Here is a 17,805-nt window from a genome sequence, read left to right as displayed (position 1 = left end):
CCCTCTCCCGCGGACGGGAGAGGGACCATCCTAGAGCCGGTCCTCGGGCGCGGGCCGGAGGGGCGCCGCCTCACGCGGGGTGACGAGCTTGCCGAGCCGCGGCCGGACCCAGTTCTCGAAGTCGTCCACGAAGCGGTAGACCACCGGCACCAGCACCAGCGACAGCAGCGTCGAGGTGATCAGGCCGCCGATCACCGCCACGGCCATGGGCTGGCGGAACTCGGCGCCCTTCTCCAGCGCCAGCGCCGTCGGCAGCATGCCCGCGGCCATGGCGACCGTGGTCATGATGATCGGCCGGGCCCGCTCGCGGCAGGCCTCGATCAGGGCGTCGTGCTGGGTCATCCCCTCCCGCTCGCGCTCGATCGCGTACTCGACCAGCAGGATCGAGTTCTTCGCCGCCAGACCCATCAGCATCAGGAAGCCGATCAGCGAGGGGATCGAGAGCGAGAGGTTGAAGATCAGCAGCCCGATGAACGCGCCGCCCACCGCCAGCGGCAGGGCCGCCAGGATGACGATCGGCTTGAAGAAGCTCTGGAACAGCAGCACCAGCACCGCGAACATCAGGAACACCGCGGTGGCGAAGGCCACCACGAAGCCGCCGAACATCTCGGCCATCGCCTCGGCGTCGCCGATCGCGCCCGGCTCCACGCCCTTCGGCAGGTTCTTCATGATCGGCAGGTCGTGGACGGCCTTGGTGGCCTCGCCAAGCTCGACGCCGTCGGCCAGCTCGGCCTGGATGGTCACCTGCCGCTGGCGGTTCAGGCGGTCGATCCGGGCGGGACCGGCCTGGAAGGCCACGTCGGCCACGGCCCCCAGGGTGGTGGTCTCCCCGGTCGCGGTGGGCAGGCGAAGCTGCTTGATCTGCTCGATGTCGGCCCGCGCGCCTTCCGGCAAACGGATGCGGATCGGGATCCGGCGCTCGCCCTCGTTCAGCTTGGGCACATTGGCCTCGATGTCGCCGACCGTGGCCACCCGCGCCGCCTGGGCGATGGTCGCCACCGACACGCCGAGGCGCGCGGCTTCGTCGGGCTTGGGTCGGATCACCACCTCGGGACCGACCGGCGGGTTGGCCGGACGGGGATCGACGACCACGTCGACGCCGCGCATCTGCTGCTCGAGCGCGAGGGCCGCGCGCTCCAGCGCGTCAGGATCCTGCCCGGTGAGCACCTGCTGGAAGCCGGCCGAGCCCTGGAAGTCCAGGAAGTTCAGCCTGACGTCCGGGATGGCGGCGATCTGGGCGCGCACCCGGTCCTTGAGCTCGTTGCCGCTCACGCTGCGCTTGGGCGTCAGGAGCACGGTGATGGTGCCGGAGCGCAGGTCGCTGGCCCCCGGGCCGCCGCCGGGCCCGAAGTTGGCCACGGTGCTGCCGACCTGGGTGAAGACCGCGGTGACCTCGGGCTGGGCCCGCATCACGCGGGTGACCGCCTGGGTCGCCGCCTCCATGTCCGCCAAAGTGGCGCCGGGCGGGCCCTGGACGTTTACGTAGACGTAGTCGGGGTCGCCCGGCGGCTGGAAGCCCTGGGGCAGCAGGCCGATCAGCATCACCGAGCCGATGAACATCACCAGGCCGCCGATCGCGGCGACGATCCGGTGCGCCAGCGCCCACTCCAGCGCATTGCGGTAGAAGCCCTCGAAGGGTTTGCGCTCGTGCGGCTTGGTCGACGGCTTCAGGAAGTAGGCCGCCATCAGCGGCGTGACGAGGCGCGCCACGAGCAGCGAGAACAGCACCGCCACGGAGACGGTGAGGCCGAACTCCTTGAAGAACTGCCCGGGGATGCCCGGCATGAAGCTGACCGGCGTGAACACCACCACGATGGCCATGGTGGTGGCCACCACGGCCAGGCCGATGGCGTCGGCGCCCTGCAGGGCGGCCTGGAAGGGCCGGACCCCACGCGCCACGCGCTTCTCGATGTTCTCGATCTCGACGATGGCGTCATCGACCAGGATGCCGATGACGAGGGTCAGCGCCAGCAGGGTCACGAGGTTCAGCGAGAACCCGGCCAGCTTCATGACGAAGAAGGTGGGGATCAGCGACACCGGCATGGCCAGCACGGTGATCAGGGTCGCGCGCCAGTCGCGCAGGAAGAACAGGACCACCAAGGCCGCCAGGAACATGCCCTCCAGCAGCACGTGCTGGGTCGCGCGGAAGTTGGCGCGGGTCTCGTCCACCGAGGCGTAGATCTTGGTGAAGGTCACGCCCGGATAGGTCTTCTCCATCTGGTCGAGCTTGGCGTTGACCGCGTCTTCGACGTCGACGTCGGAGGCCTCCTTGGTCTTGGCCACCTGGAAACCCACCACCGGCCGGCCGTCGAGGCGCGCGAAGCCGCGCGGCTCCGAGGCGCCGTCGCCGATCTCGGCCACGTCGGTCAGGCGGACATAGGTCCCCGTCCCGGTGGGGATGGTCATGTCGCGCAGCTGCTGGACGGTTTCCACCGAGCCCAGCACGCGCAGCGTCTGCTCGCGCCCGCCGACCTCGAGCCGGCCGCCCGGCGCGTCCAGCTGGAAGCTCGACAGCGCATTGTTGACCTGCGCCGCGGTCAGTCCGCGCGCGGCCAGCCGCATGGGATCGATGACGACGTTGATCTCGCGCGCGACGCCGCCGACGCGGGTCACCTGGGCCACGCCGCGGGCGGTCTGCAGCTCGCGGCTGATGGTGTCGTCGACGAACCAGGACAGCTCCTCGTCCGACATGGCCGGCGCCGCCACCGCGTAGGTGATGATCGGGAACGCGCTGTCGATCTCCACCTGGGTGATCGTCGGCTCGTCGATGTCGCGCGGCAGGACCTGGCGGGTCTGATCGATCTTGGCGCGGACCTCGTCGGTCTTCTTCTGCAGGTCCTCGCCCATCTCGAACTGGATCGAGGTGGTGGAGACGCCCTGGGTGACCACCGACTGGACGTTGTCGACGCCGGTGATGCCGGCGATGGCGTCCTCCACCGGCCGGGTGATCTGGGTCTCCATCTCGCCGGGCGCGGCGCCGGACTGGGTGACGGTCACCGCCACCACCGGGAACTGGATGTTCGGGTACTGCTTCACCGGCAGGCCCGAGTAGGCGATCAGGCCGGCGATCACGAGCCCGAGGAACAGCAGGGCGACCGGGACCGGGTTCTTGATCGCCCAGGCGGAGATCGGGAAGTTGGACGGGTTGCCGTGGCGCTCGCTCATCGCTTGGCCCCTGCAGCAGGCGCGGCGGCGGCGGCGCGGGCCGGCGGCCGGGCCGCGGCCGCGGCCTCGGTCGGACGCACGAGGTCGCCGTCCAGGAGGAACGAGGCGGCGTTCTGCACCACGCGGGCGCCCTGCGGCGGGCCGCGGACGATCTCCACCAGGCCGCTGCCGCGCTGGCCGGTCTGCACCGGCACGCGCCGCACGCGGTTGTCGTTGCCGACCACCATCACGCTGGCGCCGTTGGCGTCGTAGCGGATCGCCGATTCCGGCAGGGCAGGCACGGCCAGGCCGACCTGGTCGAACACGGCGCGGGCGAAGCCGCCGGCGCGGATGTCGCTGCGCACCGGCAGGGTGACGCGCACCACGCCGAGCTTGGTCTGCGGGTCGATCTGCGGGCTCACGATGCGCACCGTGCCGGGCGCGGTGGCGCCGTTCGGCAGGGTCACCATGGCGCGCTGGCCGGGGCGGATGCGGGCGAGGTCGTCCTGCGACACCTGGGCGGCGAGCTCCACCTGGCCCTCCCGGGCGAGGCGGAACCAGGGCGTGGTCCCGCCAGCCGACAGGTCGCCCGGTCGGACGGTCCGTTCGAGCACCAGGCCGGAGACCGGCGCGGTGACGCTCATCTTGCGCATGCGGGTCTGCAGGTCGCGCAGGTTGGCGCGTGCCACCTGGGCCTGCAGCCGGCGCTGCACGATCTGCTCCTGGGAGAGCACGCCCTGGCCCTCGAGGCCCTGGACGCGGCGCGCCTGGTCCTCGGCCTGGGCCGCCTGGGCCTCGGCCTGGGCGAGCTGGGCCTGCAGGAGCGCGGGGTCGAGCTGCACCAGGGTCTGGCCCGCGCGGACGTAGTCGCCGACGTCGGCCAGCACGCGGGCCACGCGGAAACCGGTGACCTCGGGCATGACGGCGGCTTCCTCGCGCGGCGCGAGGTCGCCGGACGCGGTCAACGCGCCGGTCATGGCCCGGGGCTCCAGGCGCACCACGGTGACCGCGCGCGCCTGCGCGGGGGCGGTCTTCACCGGCTCCGGCTTGTGGCATCCCGCAAGCGCCAGGGCGGCGGCCAGCGGGATGAAGGCGAGGAGAGATCGTCTCATGCGGGGCTCAGCGGGCTTTGGCGAGAGGAGAAGGACGGTCGGGATTCCAGCCGCCGCCGAGGGCCCGGTAGGCCTGGACGGTGCGGCGGAGCGCCTGCACCTGGGCGGAGGTGAGCTGGGTGCGGGTGGCGCGCCAGGCCTGCTCGGCCGAAAGCGCGGTCTGCAGATCGGTGAGCCCGCGGGAATAGCCGAGGCGCGCGGCCTCGTAGGCGCGTGCGGCGCGGACCTCGCCGTCGCGCAGAAGGGCCACGCGGCGGCGGTCGGCGTCCAGGCGCACCAGCGCGCCCTCGGCCTCGCCGAAGGCGGTCTGCACGGTGCGCTCGTAGTTGATCACCGCCTGCTCGGTGCGCGCGTTCTCGGCCTTCAGGTCGGCCAGCAGGCGCGGGATCGACAGGATCGGCTGGGTCACCGCCCCGCCGATCGACCAGTTCCAGCTCTCGCTCGCGAACCCGGGCTGCTCCTGGCGGCTCCAGCCGATGCCGGGCGTCAGGTCGATGGTGGGCAGGAAGGCGCGCTCGGCGATGTCCTGGCGGCCGGCGGCCGAGCGCACGCGCGCCTGGGCCTCGCGGATGTCGGGGCGGCGGGCCAGGAGCTGGCTCGGGATGGACGCCGGCACGGGCGGCAGGGTCCCGACGCTCGGCTGGGCGTTGATGTTGGCCGTGGGCTCGGCGGCGCGGCCGGTGAGGATGAGCAACGCGCGCCGCTGGGCCTGCAGCTCCGCCTCCAGCGCCGCCACCTGGGCGTCGGCCTGGGCCAGGTCGCCGGCGATGCGGTCGGGTTCGGACGAGGCGGAGAGGCCGGCCTGCGCCCGCTTGACCGCCAGGTCGTAGAGCTCGCGCTGGATGCGCGCCGTCTCCCGCGCGTCGGCGAGCTGGATGGCGAGGCCGCGGGCCTGGAACCAGGAGTCCGCGACCTGGGCGGCGATCGCCGCGCGCGTGCCCTCGTAGGCGAACCGCTGGGCCGCCACGTCGGCGTTGGCCGCGCGGGCGGCGGCGAAGGTGCGGCCGAAGAGGTCGAGCTCCCAGCTCACGTTGAAATTGGCGCTGTAGGCCTCCGACGTCCCGCTGGTGGAGAAGCCGGGGATGCTCACCTGGGTCCCGGAGAGCTGCTCGGTTTCCGTGCGGCGGGCCGAACCGGCGGCGTCGCCTTGGGGGAAGAGCCCCAGGATGGCGCTGTTGCGCTGGGCGCGGACTTCCTGGAGCCGGGCGGCGGCCGTGCGGACGTCGGTGTTGGCGGCGAGCGCCTGCTCCACCAAGCCGCTGAGCTCGGGCTCCTCGAAGGCGGTCCACCACTGGTCGAGGGCCACCGCCTGGGCGGCGCCCGGCTGGACCTCGAAAGCGCCGGGCAGGCTGAGGTCGGGCGTGCGCGGGCTGGCGCAGGCGGCCAGGGCGAGCGCGGCGACGACGGCCAGGGAAGAAGTGTGACGCATCGGCGGACTTTGCTGGGAGGAGCCTTCAGGGCGCGTTTGTTGAACACAGATAGGCGACGGCGCAATGTCTGCGCCGCAACACTCCCACCCGATCGTCTCGCTCCTGCCGGCGCCTCTGACGGGCCCTGGCCAGCGCGGCTGTGCCCCAAACTCCGTATCGTGTAAAGTGTTTTTGCTGTAATGTTGGATCATGTCCGTCGACCCTCCCGACCGCAGCGACCCGCGGCGCAGCATCGAGCTCCTCTGGGGCCGCCAGGAGCCCGGCCGCCGCGGCCCAAAGCCCCGCCGCCGCCTGGACGAGGTGCTGGCCGCCGCCATAGCGCTCGCCGACAAGGAAGGGCTGAAGTCGCTGTCCATGCGGCGGGTGGCGGAGACGCTCGGGCTCTCGCCCATGGCGCTCTATACCTATGCGCCCTCGAAGGCCGAGCTCGTGGACCTGATGATCGACCGCGTGCTGGGCGAGGCCGAAGCGCCGGGCGAGGCCCTCCCCGACTGGCGCTCGCGCCTGGAGTTCATGGCCCGGCAGTACTGGGCGCTCGGCCACCGACACCCGTGGATGCTGCAGATCGCCAGCCAGCGGCCGCCGCTCGGGCCCAACTTCCTGCACCGCATGGAGGCCGCCTTCCGCGCCCTCGACGGCATCGGCCTGGACGAGGTGGAGATGGAGCTCGCCGAGGGCCTGGTCAGCGACTACGTCCTGGGCGCCGTCCGCTCGGCGCTCGAAGCCCGCGAGCTGGAGCGCCAGACCGGCCTCACCGACGAGCAGTGGCTGGCCATCGCCGAGCCCGCCCTGCAGGAGATCCTCGAGGACGGCGACTTCCCCGTCCTGCGCCGGGTGGGCGAGGCCTGCCGCGCGGCCTATGGCGGGATGTGGGACCGCACCCGCGGCTTCGAGTTCGGCCTGCAGCGCGTCCTGGACGGCATCGAGGTGTTCATCGCGCGCAAGCAGGCTGCGGCCTAGCCGAGCGCGCCGCGAGGCAATAGGGTCGCCGCATTTTCCGACCCCTTTCCGAGTGACTTGATGAAAAAGCTTCTCCTCGGTGCGGCCGCGCTCAGCGTGCTGGCCGCCCTTCCCGCCTACGCCGCCGATCCCGTGGACGCCCAGCGGATGGCGCAGGACATCAAGATCCTGTCGTCGGACGCCTTCGAAGGCCGCGGACCGGCCACGGAGGGCGAGAAGAAGACCGTCGCCTACATCGCCGAGCAGATGAAGGCGGCCGGCCTGCAGCCCGGCGGCGACCTCAAGGGCCGCGCCCGCGCCTGGACGCAGGACGTGCCGCTGGCCCGCTTCACCACGAAGGGCCCGGTGAACGTCAGCGTGAAGGCCGGCGGCGAGACCCAGGCCTGGGCCCAGGGCGAGCAGATCGCCATCCGCGCCGCCCAGACGGGCATCGACCGGCTGACCGTCAAGGACGCGCCGGTCGTGTTCGTGGGCTACGGCGTCACCGCGCCGGAGAAGAAGTGGGACGACTTCAAGGGCTACGACCTGAAGGGCAAGGTGGCCCTGGTGCTGGTCAACGACCCCGACTTCGAGACCGGCGAAGGCGATTTCGGCGGCAAGGCGATGACCTACTACGGCCGCTGGACCTACAAGTACGAGGAGGCCGCCCGCCAGGGCGCCGTGGGCTTCCTGGTGATCCACGAGCGCGAGCCGGCCAGCTACGGCTGGGCGACCGTGAAGAACTCCAACACCAACGAGATCTTCGACGTCATCCGCAAGAACCCGTCCGAGGCGCACGCGCCGCTCGAGGGCTGGGTGCAGCGCGACAACGCGGTCGACCTGTTCCGCAAGGCCGGCCTCGACTTCGAGGCCCTGAAGAAGCAGGCCCAGACCCGCGACTTCCGCCCCGTCGAGCTGCGCGGCGTCACCTTCTCCACGGACTATGCGGTCGACGCCCAGAAGGTGGTGTCCAAGAACGTGGTCGGCGTCCTGCCCGGCAAGACCCGGCCGGACGAGCGCGTCTTCTACACCGCCCACTGGGATCACCTGGGCGTGGGCCTGCCCGACGCCAAGGGCGACAGGATCTACAACGGCGCCGTGGACAACGCCTCCGGCACCGCCGCCCTCATCGAGCTCGGCCGCGCCTTCGCCAAGGGCCCGCGTCCGGACCGCTCGATCGTCTTCCTGGCGGTGACCGCCGAGGAGAAGGGCCTGCTCGGCACCGAGTACTATGCCGACAACCCGCTCTATCCGCTGGGGACCACGGTCGCCGACCTCAACATGGACGGCATGAACCTGATCGGCCCGGCGAGGGACGTCACCATGTCCGGCAACGCGCCGCTGACCCTGCAGGACGACCTGATCAAGCTGGCGGCCGAGCGCGGCCTGAGTTTCAGCCCCGATCCCAACCCGCAGGCGGGCAGCTTCTACCGCTCGGACCACTTCCCGTTCGCCAAGCGCGGCGTGCCGGCCATCTCCTTCGGTGCGGGCGAGACCCTGGCGAAGGGCGGCGCGGAGGCCGGCAAGGCCGCGTCCGAGGCCTACATCAAGGACAAGTACCACCAGCCGGCCGACGAGTACGATCCCAACTGGGACCTGACGGGCCTCAGCCAGGAGGTCGGGCTGTTCTACGAGATGGGTCGCCGGCTCGCGAACTCGAACGTCTGGCCGGAATGGAAGGAAGGCGCCGAGTTCAAGGCCGAGCGCGACAAGACCAGGTCCATGCGGAGGTAGCGGCGATGGCGGGGGCGGGACGGATCCGGACGGGCATCGGAGGCTGGACCTTCGAGCCCTGGCGCGGCGTCTTCTATCCGAAGGGGCTGAAGCACGCCGACGAGCTGCACTTCGCCTCCCGCCATCTCGCCACCATCGAGATCAACGGCACCTACTATTCCAGCTTCAAGCCCGACAGCTGGGCCAAGTGGCGGGAGTCCACCCCGGAGGGCTTCCGTTTCTCGGTGAAGGCCTCGCGGTTCTGCACGAACCGCAAGGTCCTTTCCGACGGCAAAGGCTCCATGGACATCTTCCTGAACCAGGGGCTCGTCGAGCTGGGCGACCGGCTCGGGCCGATCCTCTGGCAGTTCATGCCGACGAAGAAGTTCGACTACGACGAATTCGCGGGCTTCCTGGACCTGTTGCCGGCGAAGCTGGAGGGGCTGGCGCTCCGCCACGTGGTGGAGGTGCGCAACGCCACCTTCGCCGACCCGAAGTTCGTGGGCCTCTGCCGCGAGCGCGGGGTGGCGATCTGCAACTCCGAGAACGAGAACTACCCCTACATCCCCGACATCACCGCCGACTTCGTCTACATGCGCCTGCTGTCGGCCAACGACGCCATCGAGACCGGCTATACGCCCGACGAGCTCGACCTGTGGGCCGGCCGCTTCAGGGAGTACGCCCAGGGCCGGGTGCCCGGCGACTTCCGGCCGCTGGACCGCACCGGCCCGCCCGAGGCCCCACGGGACGTCTACGCCTACGTGATCCACGAGGGGAAGGTGCGCGCGCCCCGTGCGGCCATGGAGCTTCAGGCCCGCTGCGGCGGGCTGGAGGCGGCCGCAGCGACCGGCTGAGCCGGCTGCGCCAAAGCCACGAAAATTGGAAGCGTGGCGGGTTGTCGCAAGTATAGCTTGACCATTATCATTATCGTGATTAGTATATATCGGCAGCATTTGCCTATAGCCCGGCAATTGTTGTCTGACGATAGGCAATAAGTGCCGCGGATACAGGGCCCCTAGGCAGCATTGACTACCTCGCCCCTCTTTGCCGGGGGCATTTTGCCGACCTCAGACCAGTTGGCGCCCCTTTTGCCTAGTTGAGAGCGGGCAAAACGCCCTCGTCCGCCAAAACGGCGGGCGGCCATAACCCTAAAAGAAAGGGCCCGCTCTTCATGCCTATGAACAGCGTCAACACCAACACGGGGGCGATGCTCGCCCTCCAGAACCTCAACGCGACCAATACCGACCTGCAGGTCACCCAAGGCCGGATCAACACCGGCAAGCGGGTGGGCAGCGTGAAGGACAACGGCGCCATCTGGGCCATCGCCCAGAACCAGCGTGCGACGTCCAACTCGCTCAACGCCGTCAAGGAGTCCCTGCAGCGGGGTCAGTCCACCGTGGACGTGGCCATCTCGGCCGGCGAGACCATCTCCGACCTCCTCATCACGATGAAGGAAAAGGCGCTGGCCGCAGCCGACTCGTCCCTGGACGCCAACAGCCGGACGGCGTTGAACGACGACTTCATCTCCCTGCGCGACCAGATCACCAAGGCCGTGGACAACGCCATCTTCAACGGCGCCAACATGGTCAAGGCGACAGGCACCACCGTCGAGGCCCTGGCCAACGCGGACGCCTCGTCGGTGATCACCGTGGCCGCCCAGGACCTGTCGCTCGGCGGCACGGCGCTCGGCACCCTGGGCGCCACGTCCTCGATCGGCACGCAGTCGCTGGCGTCGGCGATGATCGCAACCCTCAACACCGCGATCACCAACGTCTCGAGCGCGCTCTCCAAACTGGGGACGGGTTCGACGTCGCTGGCGTCTCACCTGAAGTTCGTCGGCAAGCTCCAGGACACCCTGGACGCCGGGGTTGGCAACCTCGTCGATGCGGACCTGGCCAAGGAAAGCGCCAAGCTCCAGTCGCTGCAGACCAAGCAGCAGCTGGGCATCCAAGCGCTGTCCATCGCCAACCAAGCGTCGTCGACCCTGCTCAGCCTGTTCAGGTAAGACCCGTCCCTCCGGGCGTCCGCGGGGCTCTTCAGGGTCTTGCGGCGTCCGGCAGGGCGGCGACTTCCTCGGGCGTCAGGCGTCGGACGGTGCGAACGTGGCATCTCTGGGGACCAATGGACGTCGGTGCGATCAGCACCGCGTCCAGCCCCGAGCAGATGCTCGAGCCGCCGCGAGACTGGATGGCGATCTGGCTGGCCCAGTCCACGTCCGGACAGGGGCCGATCAGGTCAAGCTGATAGACCTCCTTCACGCCCACCCGCAGGTTGACGGTGCGGTCGTCCACCGCCCGGAAGCCGTTGACGCTGTTGGCCCAGAAGCATTGCCGGCCCCCGGTCGCGGGGCCGGCGTCGGCGTTCAGGCGCGCCCCCGCCGCGCAGCCGGCCAGCGCCAGCGCCGCAAGGGCCGAGACCGGCGCGATCAGGTTCTTCATCCCGGCGTCCCTTCCGGCTGGAACGTCCCGGCCCCGCGACGACCGCGGAACCGGGACCACTCTACACCCTAGCGCGTGGTGCGCATGTCGCGGTGAGCCGCCTCGGCGTGGGTCTCGCCCGCGCTGAGCGACTTCACCCAGGGCAGGATCTGCCAGAGCGCGGACAGGCCGACGAGGCCGTAGACCACCTTGGCCATGGCGGCGTCGTCGCCGCCGAACAGGTTCGCCACCAGGTCCATTTCATGGCCGCCGAGCGCCACAAGACCCCAGTTCACGCCTCCCACTATCAAGAGGAGAAGGGTTACGACATTGAGCCACTTCATGATCAGCCTCCAGTTGTTCCAGCTTGGATACCGGACGTAATTCGCGCGCTCCCCGCACGTTCCGCAGCCGGGACTGACAACGTCATTTGACATGAAGATCTTGGCGGGCGCTGTAAAGGTTTCGTGCCTGCCGACACTTCGTCGGCTTTCGGCTCCGGCACGGGCCGACGCGCTTGACCGCCCCCACGTCAGGGGCGTGTCCTTCCCGCCAACGAAAAGCCGGAGGACGCGATGACCGACTTCACCATGGACGACCTGATGTTCCGCCCGGGACTCATGAAGGGGCAACGCGTCCTGATCACGGGCGGCGGCACGGGTCTGGGCAAGGTCATGGCCGAGGCCTGCCTGATGTTGGGCGCCGACGTCTACATCTGGGGCCGCCGGGGCAATGTCATCGAGGACGCCGCCAAGGAGCTGATGGACGCACACGGCGGCAAGTGCGTGGGCATGGCCTGCGACATCCGGGTCCCGGAGGCCATCCACGACGCGATGGACGAGATCTGGGCCGACGGGGCGCTGACCGGCCTGGTCAACAACGCAGCGGGCAACTTCATCAGCCGCACCGAGGACCTCTCCCCCCGAGGCTTCGACGCCATCGCCAACATCGTCTTCCGGGGCTCCTTCTTCGTCACCCTGGACGCCGGCAAGCGCTGGCTCGCCGAGGGCAAGCCGGCCTCGGTGGTCTCCATCCTCACGACCTGGGTCTGGCACGGCGGCCCGTTCACCGTGCCCTCCGCCATGTCCAAGGCCGGCCTCAACGTCATGACCCAGTCGCTGGCCGTGGAGTGGGGCAACCGCGGGGTGCGCTTCAACGCGATCGCGCCCGGGCCCTTCCCCACCGAGGGCATGAGCGCGCGCCTCAACCCCGGCGGCTCCGGCCGCCCGGAAGGCCCCGCCGATCCGATGATCCCGCTGGGCCGCAACGGCGAGATGCGCGAGCTGGCCAACCTGGCCGTCTACCTGCTGCATCCGCTGTCGGCCTATGTGAACGGCCAGACCATCGCCATCGACGGCGGCTCCCATCTCGCGGGCGGCGGTGGTTTCGCGCGCCTCGCGTCGTGGGGCGACAAAGAGTGGGAAGAGGCCCGCAACGCCATCAGGGCGACCAACGAGAAGGACCGCGCCCAGCGCACGGTCTGACCGCCGTGCGGTGCGATTGGCTTTCTTCCGAGCAGGGCTCTAGAGTGACTCGCGTCATTTTCGAGTCAGCGTCAGGTCGCATGTCCCAGGTCGCCTATCTTCCGCTCGGCAAGCGCGAGCAGACCAAGGTCCAGAATCGCCAGTCGATTCTGGACGCCGCGCGGGAGGTGTTCGGCGAGCTGGGCTACGACACGGCGACGGTGCGCGACATCATCCGCCGGACCGGCCTCGCGGCAGGCACCTTCTACAACTACTACCGCTCCAAGGAGGAGGTGTTCGCCGCCCTCGCCGACGACGGGGCCAGGCGGTTCTCGCCCGTGCTGAAGAAGCTGCGGGCCGAGTCCGCCGGCTTCGAGGACTTCGTCCGTTCCGCCATCCGCGCCTATTTCGGCTTTCTCGCCGACGAGCACCAGAACTGGCTGGCGCAGCGCCCGCCCGGCGAGGCCCACCCGCACATCCACGGCGAGACCCCGGAGATGGCCGCGGTGTTCGCCGAGGTCCGCGACGCGATGCAGGCCGCCATCGTCCGACACGAGGGCCCGGCCGCCGACCCCGACTACATGGCCGCCGCCTGCATCGCGGTCGCCCGCGAGGTCGGCGACAAGATGCTCGCCCGCCGGCCTATCGACGTGGCGGGCGCGGCGGACTTCGCCACGGACATGATCCTGCATGGGCTGAAGGGCCTGCCCAGGACGAGGGCCTAGATGCCGGCGGTCCGGATCCAGCGGCTGATCCTGCACAAGCTGCTCTCGCTGCCTGCGCCGGTGCTGCGGCTGATGTCCGGCGGCGGCGTGGTCTACCAGGGCGGCCGCACCCTCGACCCGGCGTTCCAGTTCCTCGCCGCCCAGGCCCGCAGCCAGCCGTCCATCACCGCCATGAGCCCGCCGGAGGCGCGGCGCGCCAACCGCGGCGCGCTGGCGGTGCTCACCGCCGATCGGGAGCCGGAGGTGCGGACGGAGGCGCTGACGATCGATGGGCCTGAGGGGCCAATCCCGGCTCGCGCCTACCGGCCCGAGAACCAGGATCCGCACGTCCCGCTGCTGGTCTTCGCCCACTTTGGCGGCGGCGTGATCGGCGATCTCGACACCTCGGAGGCGTTCTGCTCGATCCTGGCGCGGGTCGCCCGCTGCCCGGTGCTGTCGGTGGACTACCGGCTGGCGCCCGAGCACCGCTTCCCGGCCGGACTCGAGGACGTGCTGTTCGCGTACCGCTGGGGCCGCGACAACGCCCGCCGCTTCGGCGCGCCGGAGGGGATCGCCGCGGTCGGCGGCGACTCCATGGGCGGCAACTTCGCGGCGGTGGTCTGCCAGGAGCTGAGGTCCGCGGGCGAGCCGCAGCCCTCCCTGCAGCTGCTCGTCTATCCGTGCGTGGACGTCGCCTGCCAGAGCGCGTCCATGACGACCTACGCCGAGGCCTTCCCGCTCAGCCGCGCCATGATGGACTGGTTCATGGGCCACTATCTCGGACCCAAGGACAGTCCGGACGATCCGCGCCTCTCGCCGCTTCGGGCCAAGGACCTCCGGGGCCTAGCGCCCGCCGTGGTGGTCACCGCTGGCTTCGATCCCCTGCTCGATCAGGGCGAGGCCTACGCGCGACGTCTCCGGGAGGCGGGCGTACCTACGGTCTACCGCTGCTACGATCGCCTGGCCCACGGCTTCACCGCCTTCACCGGCGCGGTGCGCTGCGCCGACGTCGCCTGCCGCGAGATCGCGGGGCTGGTCCGCGAAGGCCTGGAAGGACGCATCGCCTGATGAGAGCGCTCGTCGTCGAACGCCTCGCCCCCGAGTACGCCGGCTGCGTGGTGAAGGATATCCCCACCCCGGACCCCGGACCCGGCGAGGTCCGCATCCGGGTGCGCGCCGCCGCGGTGAACTTCCCCGACCTGATGCAGACCCGCGGCGAGCACCAGCACAAGCCGACCCTCCCCTTCGTCCCCGGCATGGAGCTGGCTGGCGAAGTCGACGCCGTGGGCGAGGGCGTCACCGTCTGGCGGCCCGGCGATGCGGTGGCCGGCGGCGGCCGCGGCGGCATGGCCGAGTACGCCGTCCTGCCCGCAGCGGGCCTGCACCGCGTGCCCGCGGGCATGAGCTTCAGCCAGGCGGCGGGCTATCCGGTCGCCTACCTCACAGCCTATGTGGCGCTGGAGCGCTGCGCCCGGCTGCAGCCCGGCGAATGGCTGCTGGTGCATGGCGCGGCGGGCGGGGTCGGCCTGGCCGCGGTCGACCTGGGCCAGGTGATGGGCGCCAAGGTGATCGCCGCCTCGGCCTCCGACGACAAGCTCGCCGTGATCGCCCGGGAGTACGGGCCCGAGGCGACGGTCAACGTCACCGGCGGCTTCCGGGAGCGGGTGAAGGCGATCACTGGCGGCCGCGGGGCCGACGTCATCTACGACCCCGTCGGCGGCGACGTCTTCGACGAGTCGATCCGCTGCATCGCCTTCGGCGGCCGCATCCTCTCCATCGGCTTCACCTCCGGCCGGCTGCCCGTGCTTCCCGTGAACATCGCCCTCATCAAGGGCTTCTCGGTGATGGGCGTGCGCGCCGGCGAGTACGGCCGCCAGTTCCCCGACAAGGGCCGCGAGAACGTCGAGGCGATCTGGAAGCTCGCCGAGGAGGGCAAGGTGAAGCCCCGCGTGGACCGGGAGTACGCCCTGGACGACTGGCGCGACGCCTTCGAGACGCTCGCCCAGCGCACCGTGGTGGGCAAGACCATCGTAAGGCCGGATCTGTGAGCCACGCGACCCGGATCATGTACATCGAGGACAAGTCGGGTGGCTTAAGCGGGCCGGCGCGGATCGGCCGCGTCGTGTTCTCGAAGTCTGGCCGGTCCCTTACCTATGGAGGCCGCACCTTCCGAAAGCTCAGCGGCGGCTACAAAGCCAACTACATGGACGTCGATAACGGCGACCATTTCTGGATTTCCGGCCCTCGTCGGGACGGGCAGGATGGCCTCCATGCAGAGGTGACCACGGCGGACATGGTGGATGCCGACGTCGCCGACGATTACTGGACCACCATCCGCGGAAAGCAGAGCGCCCCATGACCATTGGCAGCGAGGAAGAGCTTGAGAAGCTGAAGGTGGCCGGCCGGGTCGTGGCCCGCACCCTGGCCGCCATGGGGAAGGCGCTGGAGCCGGGCATCACCACGCGGGAGCTGGACCAGCTGGGCCGCCGGATGCTCGAGGAGGCCGGCGCCCGGTCGGCGCCCGAGCTGACCTACAGCTTCCCCGGGGCGACCTGCATCTCCATCGGCCCCGACGTGGCCCACGGCATCCCCGACGACCGCAAGGTGGCGGCCGGCGACCTGATCAACATCGATGTCTCCGCCGAGGTGGACGGCTTCTTCGCCGACACCGGCGCGAGCTTCGCGGTGCCGCCGACCACGCCCAAGGTGGAGCGCCTCTGCCGCGATGGCCGGCGGGCCCTGTGGAGCGGCATCCGGGCGGTCCGCGCCGGCGGGGAGCTCGCCGCCGTCGGCCGCTCGATCCAGCAGTTCGCCGACCGCAACGGCTACACCCTGGTCCGCAACCTCGCGAGCCATGGCGTGGGTTCGGCCCTGCACGAGGAGCCCACCGAGATCGCCACCTGGCACGACAAGTCCGAGCGGCGGCGCATCCACGACGGCCTGGTCTTCACCATCGAGCCCTTCCTGTCCCTGGGCGCGGACTGGGTGGAGGAGACGGGCGACGGCTGGACGCTGCGTCCGCCGGCCGGCCAGCCCACCGTGCAGTACGAGCACACCCTGGTGGCCACCCCGCGCGGCCCCGTCGTGGTCACCCTGGCCGACTGACGCCCTGCCGATGATCGAGCTCGCGCCGCTGGAGCGCGCCGCGGCCGGGCGCACGCCCGAGCGCGCGGCGCTCGCCTTCGCCGCCCTGCAGGCGCTGGAGCGGGGCGAGCTGTTCGCCGCCGGCGTGCAGCCGCAGGAAGGCTTCGCGCGCCTCGCCCGCACGCTTGCCGCGGTGTTCGGCGATCCCGCCCTGATGCTCTCGGACGGCGAGCGCTGGACGCTGGCCTTCTACGGATCGCTGCTGAACAGCCTGTTCGCCGCCGCCGGCGTCTGGCCGGAGGCGGCGGCGCTCTTCACCCTGGACTCGCCGCACGCCGGTCCCGTCGCGCCGGAGTTCGCCCAGGCGCTGGGCCTGATCGCCACCTCCCCCGTGCTGACGGCGCGCGGAGCGGACCGGCGCGAGCGCCTTCTCTGGGACGCCGAGGGGCTGGAGGGGCAGCCCCTGCCGGGCGGCCTGGCGGCCGTCACGCTCGCCTCCGCCGCCTGGATGAGCTGCAGCTATGCGGCCGGTCCGGAGAAGCACGCCCTCAAGCCGGTCCTGAACCGCGCCTTCCGCCGCCTGCTAGACGAGCTCGGCCTGCGGGACCTTCCGCCGCCTCAGGCGGAGGCCCGCCCGGAGCGGCCGACGCTGCTGGTGATGGCCGAGGTGATCCACGCCGCCCACGTCCAGTACCGCTACTTCGGCCAGTACCTGCGCCAGCTCCGCACCCGCTTCCGCCTCGTCCTGGTCGCGCCGAGGAAGGAGCTAGGCGCCGCCGTCGAGGCCCTGTTCGACGAGGTCTTCGCCTTCGATCCGGCAGCCGTCGACTTCGCACCCGAGGTGTTGCGGTTCGTGGGCGCCACGGCCCCGGACATCGTCTTCTGGCCCAGCGTCGGCATGGCCCGCTGGGGTCCGCTGCTGGCCAACCTGCGCCTGGCGCCCCTCCAGATGACGGCGCTCGGCCATTCCGCGTCCACCTTCATCCCGGCGATCGACTACTACCTGACCGAGGAAGGCTATGTGTCGGACCCGGGCCTGTTCTCCGAGCGCCTGCTGCTCCTGCCCGATGCGACCCTGCGGTTCGAGCGGCCGCCGGGCTACGCCCGCGTCGCGCCGCAGATCCGCGAGACGGCGGACCCGGTGCGAATCGCCGTCCCCAGCAACGTCCTGAAGCTCAACCCCGCCTTCCTGCAGATGCTCGGCCGGGTCCGGCGCGAGGCGGGCCGACCGGTCCAGCTCCACCTGTTCCCGAACGCGCCCCTGCTCACCGTATCGTCCCTGCGCGCGGCGGCCGGGCCGCTGCTGGAGGGGGCGGTCGTCTATCCCAGGCTTTCGCCCCAGGCCTATCTGGAGGCGCTGAACGCCTGCGACATGGTGCTGAGCCCCTGGCCTTTCGGCGGCCTGCACAGCGTGGTGGACGCGCTGCGCCAGGGCCTGCCGGTCGTCGCCATGGACCGCCCCGAGCCGCACGGCCGCACCGACGCCATGATCCTGCGCCGGCTGGGGATGCCGGACTGGCTGGTCGCCCGGACCGAGGACGAGTACCTGGGCGCCGCCCTGCGCCTGATCGGCGACGACGCCGTCCGCCTGGAGGCCAGCCGGGCGGCGCTGGCCCGCGACGTGGACCGGGTGATGTTCGGCGACGCGGAGACGCCGCTCGGCTCCGACGTGGTCGATCTCGTCTGGGCCGTCTTCTGCCGCCACGAGGCGATCCAGGCGGACGGCCGGCGCGCCTGGCGCCTCGCGGACCTCGCGACCCTGCCCTAGCCGGCGCCGTTGACATCCCCCGGCGGTTCCA

16 protein-coding genes are annotated in these 17,805 nt (G+C 70.9%); 11 read left to right on the top strand and 5 right to left on the bottom strand.

The window, feature by feature from the left end; all coding sequences use genetic code 11:
* Positions 1–30: 30 nt before the first annotated feature.
* From VM685_RS20625 to VM685_RS20615, 3 genes are read right to left on the bottom strand one after another with little or no spacing between them, the layout of a single operon-like run.
* Positions 31–3,165 (bottom strand): efflux RND transporter permease subunit, encoded by a 3,135-nt coding sequence (locus VM685_RS20625; RefSeq protein WP_325462083.1) that lies wholly within the window; start codon positions 3,163–3,165, stop codon positions 31–33.
* Entirely contained in the window at positions 3,162–4,256 is a 1,095-nt protein-coding gene (locus VM685_RS20620) for an efflux RND transporter periplasmic adaptor subunit (protein ID WP_325462082.1), read from the bottom strand. Before VM685_RS20620 ends, VM685_RS20625 begins: the two co-directional genes overlap by 4 nt.
* Positions 4,257–4,263: 7 nt before the next feature.
* Positions 4,264–5,685 carry a TolC family protein gene (locus tag VM685_RS20615; protein ID WP_325462081.1) on the bottom strand — a complete coding sequence of 474 codons (1,422 nt, stop codon included), beginning with the start codon at positions 5,683–5,685 and terminating at the stop codon, positions 4,264–4,266.
* 190 nt (positions 5,686–5,875) lie between these two features.
* On the opposite strand from VM685_RS20615, the gene VM685_RS20610 reads away from it, so the two are divergent.
* From VM685_RS20610 to VM685_RS20595, 4 genes are all read left to right on the top strand, one after another.
* Positions 5,876–6,646 carry a TetR/AcrR family transcriptional regulator gene (locus VM685_RS20610; RefSeq protein WP_325462080.1) on the top strand — a complete coding sequence of 257 codons (771 nt, stop codon included), beginning with the start codon at positions 5,876–5,878 and terminating at the stop codon, positions 6,644–6,646.
* A 60-nt stretch (positions 6,647–6,706) separates the two neighbouring features.
* A complete protein-coding gene (locus VM685_RS20605) occupies positions 6,707–8,359 on the top strand; it encodes a M28 family metallopeptidase (protein ID WP_325462079.1) in 1,653 nt (550 codons plus the stop codon).
* A 5-nt stretch (positions 8,360–8,364) separates the two neighbouring features.
* On the top strand, positions 8,365–9,192 hold the full coding sequence (locus tag VM685_RS20600; RefSeq protein WP_325462078.1) for a DUF72 domain-containing protein: 828 nt from the start codon (positions 8,365–8,367) through the stop codon (positions 9,190–9,192).
* A 317-nt stretch (positions 9,193–9,509) separates the two neighbouring features.
* Complete coding sequence (locus tag VM685_RS20595) at positions 9,510–10,343, top strand: flagellin (protein WP_325462077.1); 834 nt, start codon at positions 9,510–9,512, stop codon at positions 10,341–10,343.
* Positions 10,344–10,374: 31 nt separating this feature from the next.
* Here VM685_RS20595 and VM685_RS20590 read toward each other — a convergent pair whose 3' ends face one another.
* Entirely contained in the window at positions 10,375–10,776 is a 402-nt protein-coding gene (locus tag VM685_RS20590) for a DUF6491 family protein (RefSeq protein WP_325462076.1), read from the bottom strand.
* A gap of 68 nt (positions 10,777–10,844) precedes the next feature.
* Complete coding sequence (locus VM685_RS20585; protein ID WP_325462075.1) at positions 10,845–11,099, bottom strand: DUF378 domain-containing protein; 255 nt, start codon at positions 11,097–11,099, stop codon at positions 10,845–10,847.
* A 231-nt stretch (positions 11,100–11,330) separates the two neighbouring features.
* Here VM685_RS20585 and VM685_RS20580 point away from each other — a divergent pair, with 231 nt between their 5' ends.
* The 7 genes from VM685_RS20580 (at position 11,331) to VM685_RS20550 (ending at position 17,774) form a co-directional block, all read left to right on the top strand.
* Complete coding sequence (locus tag VM685_RS20580) at positions 11,331–12,239, top strand: SDR family oxidoreductase (protein WP_325462074.1); 909 nt, start codon at positions 11,331–11,333, stop codon at positions 12,237–12,239.
* 80 nt (positions 12,240–12,319) lie between these two features.
* On the top strand, positions 12,320–12,943 hold the full coding sequence (locus VM685_RS20575) for a TetR/AcrR family transcriptional regulator (protein ID WP_325462073.1): 624 nt from the start codon (positions 12,320–12,322) through the stop codon (positions 12,941–12,943).
* Positions 12,944–13,990 (top strand): alpha/beta hydrolase, encoded by a 1,047-nt coding sequence (locus VM685_RS20570; protein ID WP_325462072.1) that lies wholly within the window; start codon positions 12,944–12,946, stop codon positions 13,988–13,990.
* Positions 13,990–14,970 carry an NADPH:quinone oxidoreductase family protein gene (locus tag VM685_RS20565; protein WP_325462071.1) on the top strand — a complete coding sequence of 327 codons (981 nt, stop codon included), beginning with the start codon at positions 13,990–13,992 and terminating at the stop codon, positions 14,968–14,970. The genes VM685_RS20570 and VM685_RS20565 overlap by 1 nt, the downstream gene beginning before the upstream one ends.
* Before the next feature lie 17 nt (positions 14,971–14,987).
* A complete protein-coding gene (locus tag VM685_RS20560) occupies positions 14,988–15,281 on the top strand; it encodes a 1-deoxy-D-xylulose-5-phosphate synthase (protein ID WP_325462070.1) in 294 nt (97 codons plus the stop codon).
* On the top strand, positions 15,278–16,027 hold the full coding sequence (gene map / locus VM685_RS20555; RefSeq protein ID WP_325462069.1) for a type I methionyl aminopeptidase: 750 nt from the start codon (positions 15,278–15,280) through the stop codon (positions 16,025–16,027). The genes VM685_RS20560 and map overlap by 4 nt, the downstream gene beginning before the upstream one ends.
* 10 nt (positions 16,028–16,037) lie before the next feature.
* A complete protein-coding gene (locus tag VM685_RS20550; RefSeq protein WP_325462068.1) occupies positions 16,038–17,774 on the top strand; it encodes a hypothetical protein in 1,737 nt (578 codons plus the stop codon).
* Positions 17,775–17,805: the final 31 nt, after the last annotated feature.

Origin of the sequence: Phenylobacterium sp., assembly GCF_035539035.1 — a bacterium.
In the GTDB taxonomy this organism is placed as follows: Bacteria; Pseudomonadota; Alphaproteobacteria; order Caulobacterales; family Caulobacteraceae; genus Phenylobacterium.
This window is presented reverse-complemented; position numbering and strand designations above follow the sequence as displayed.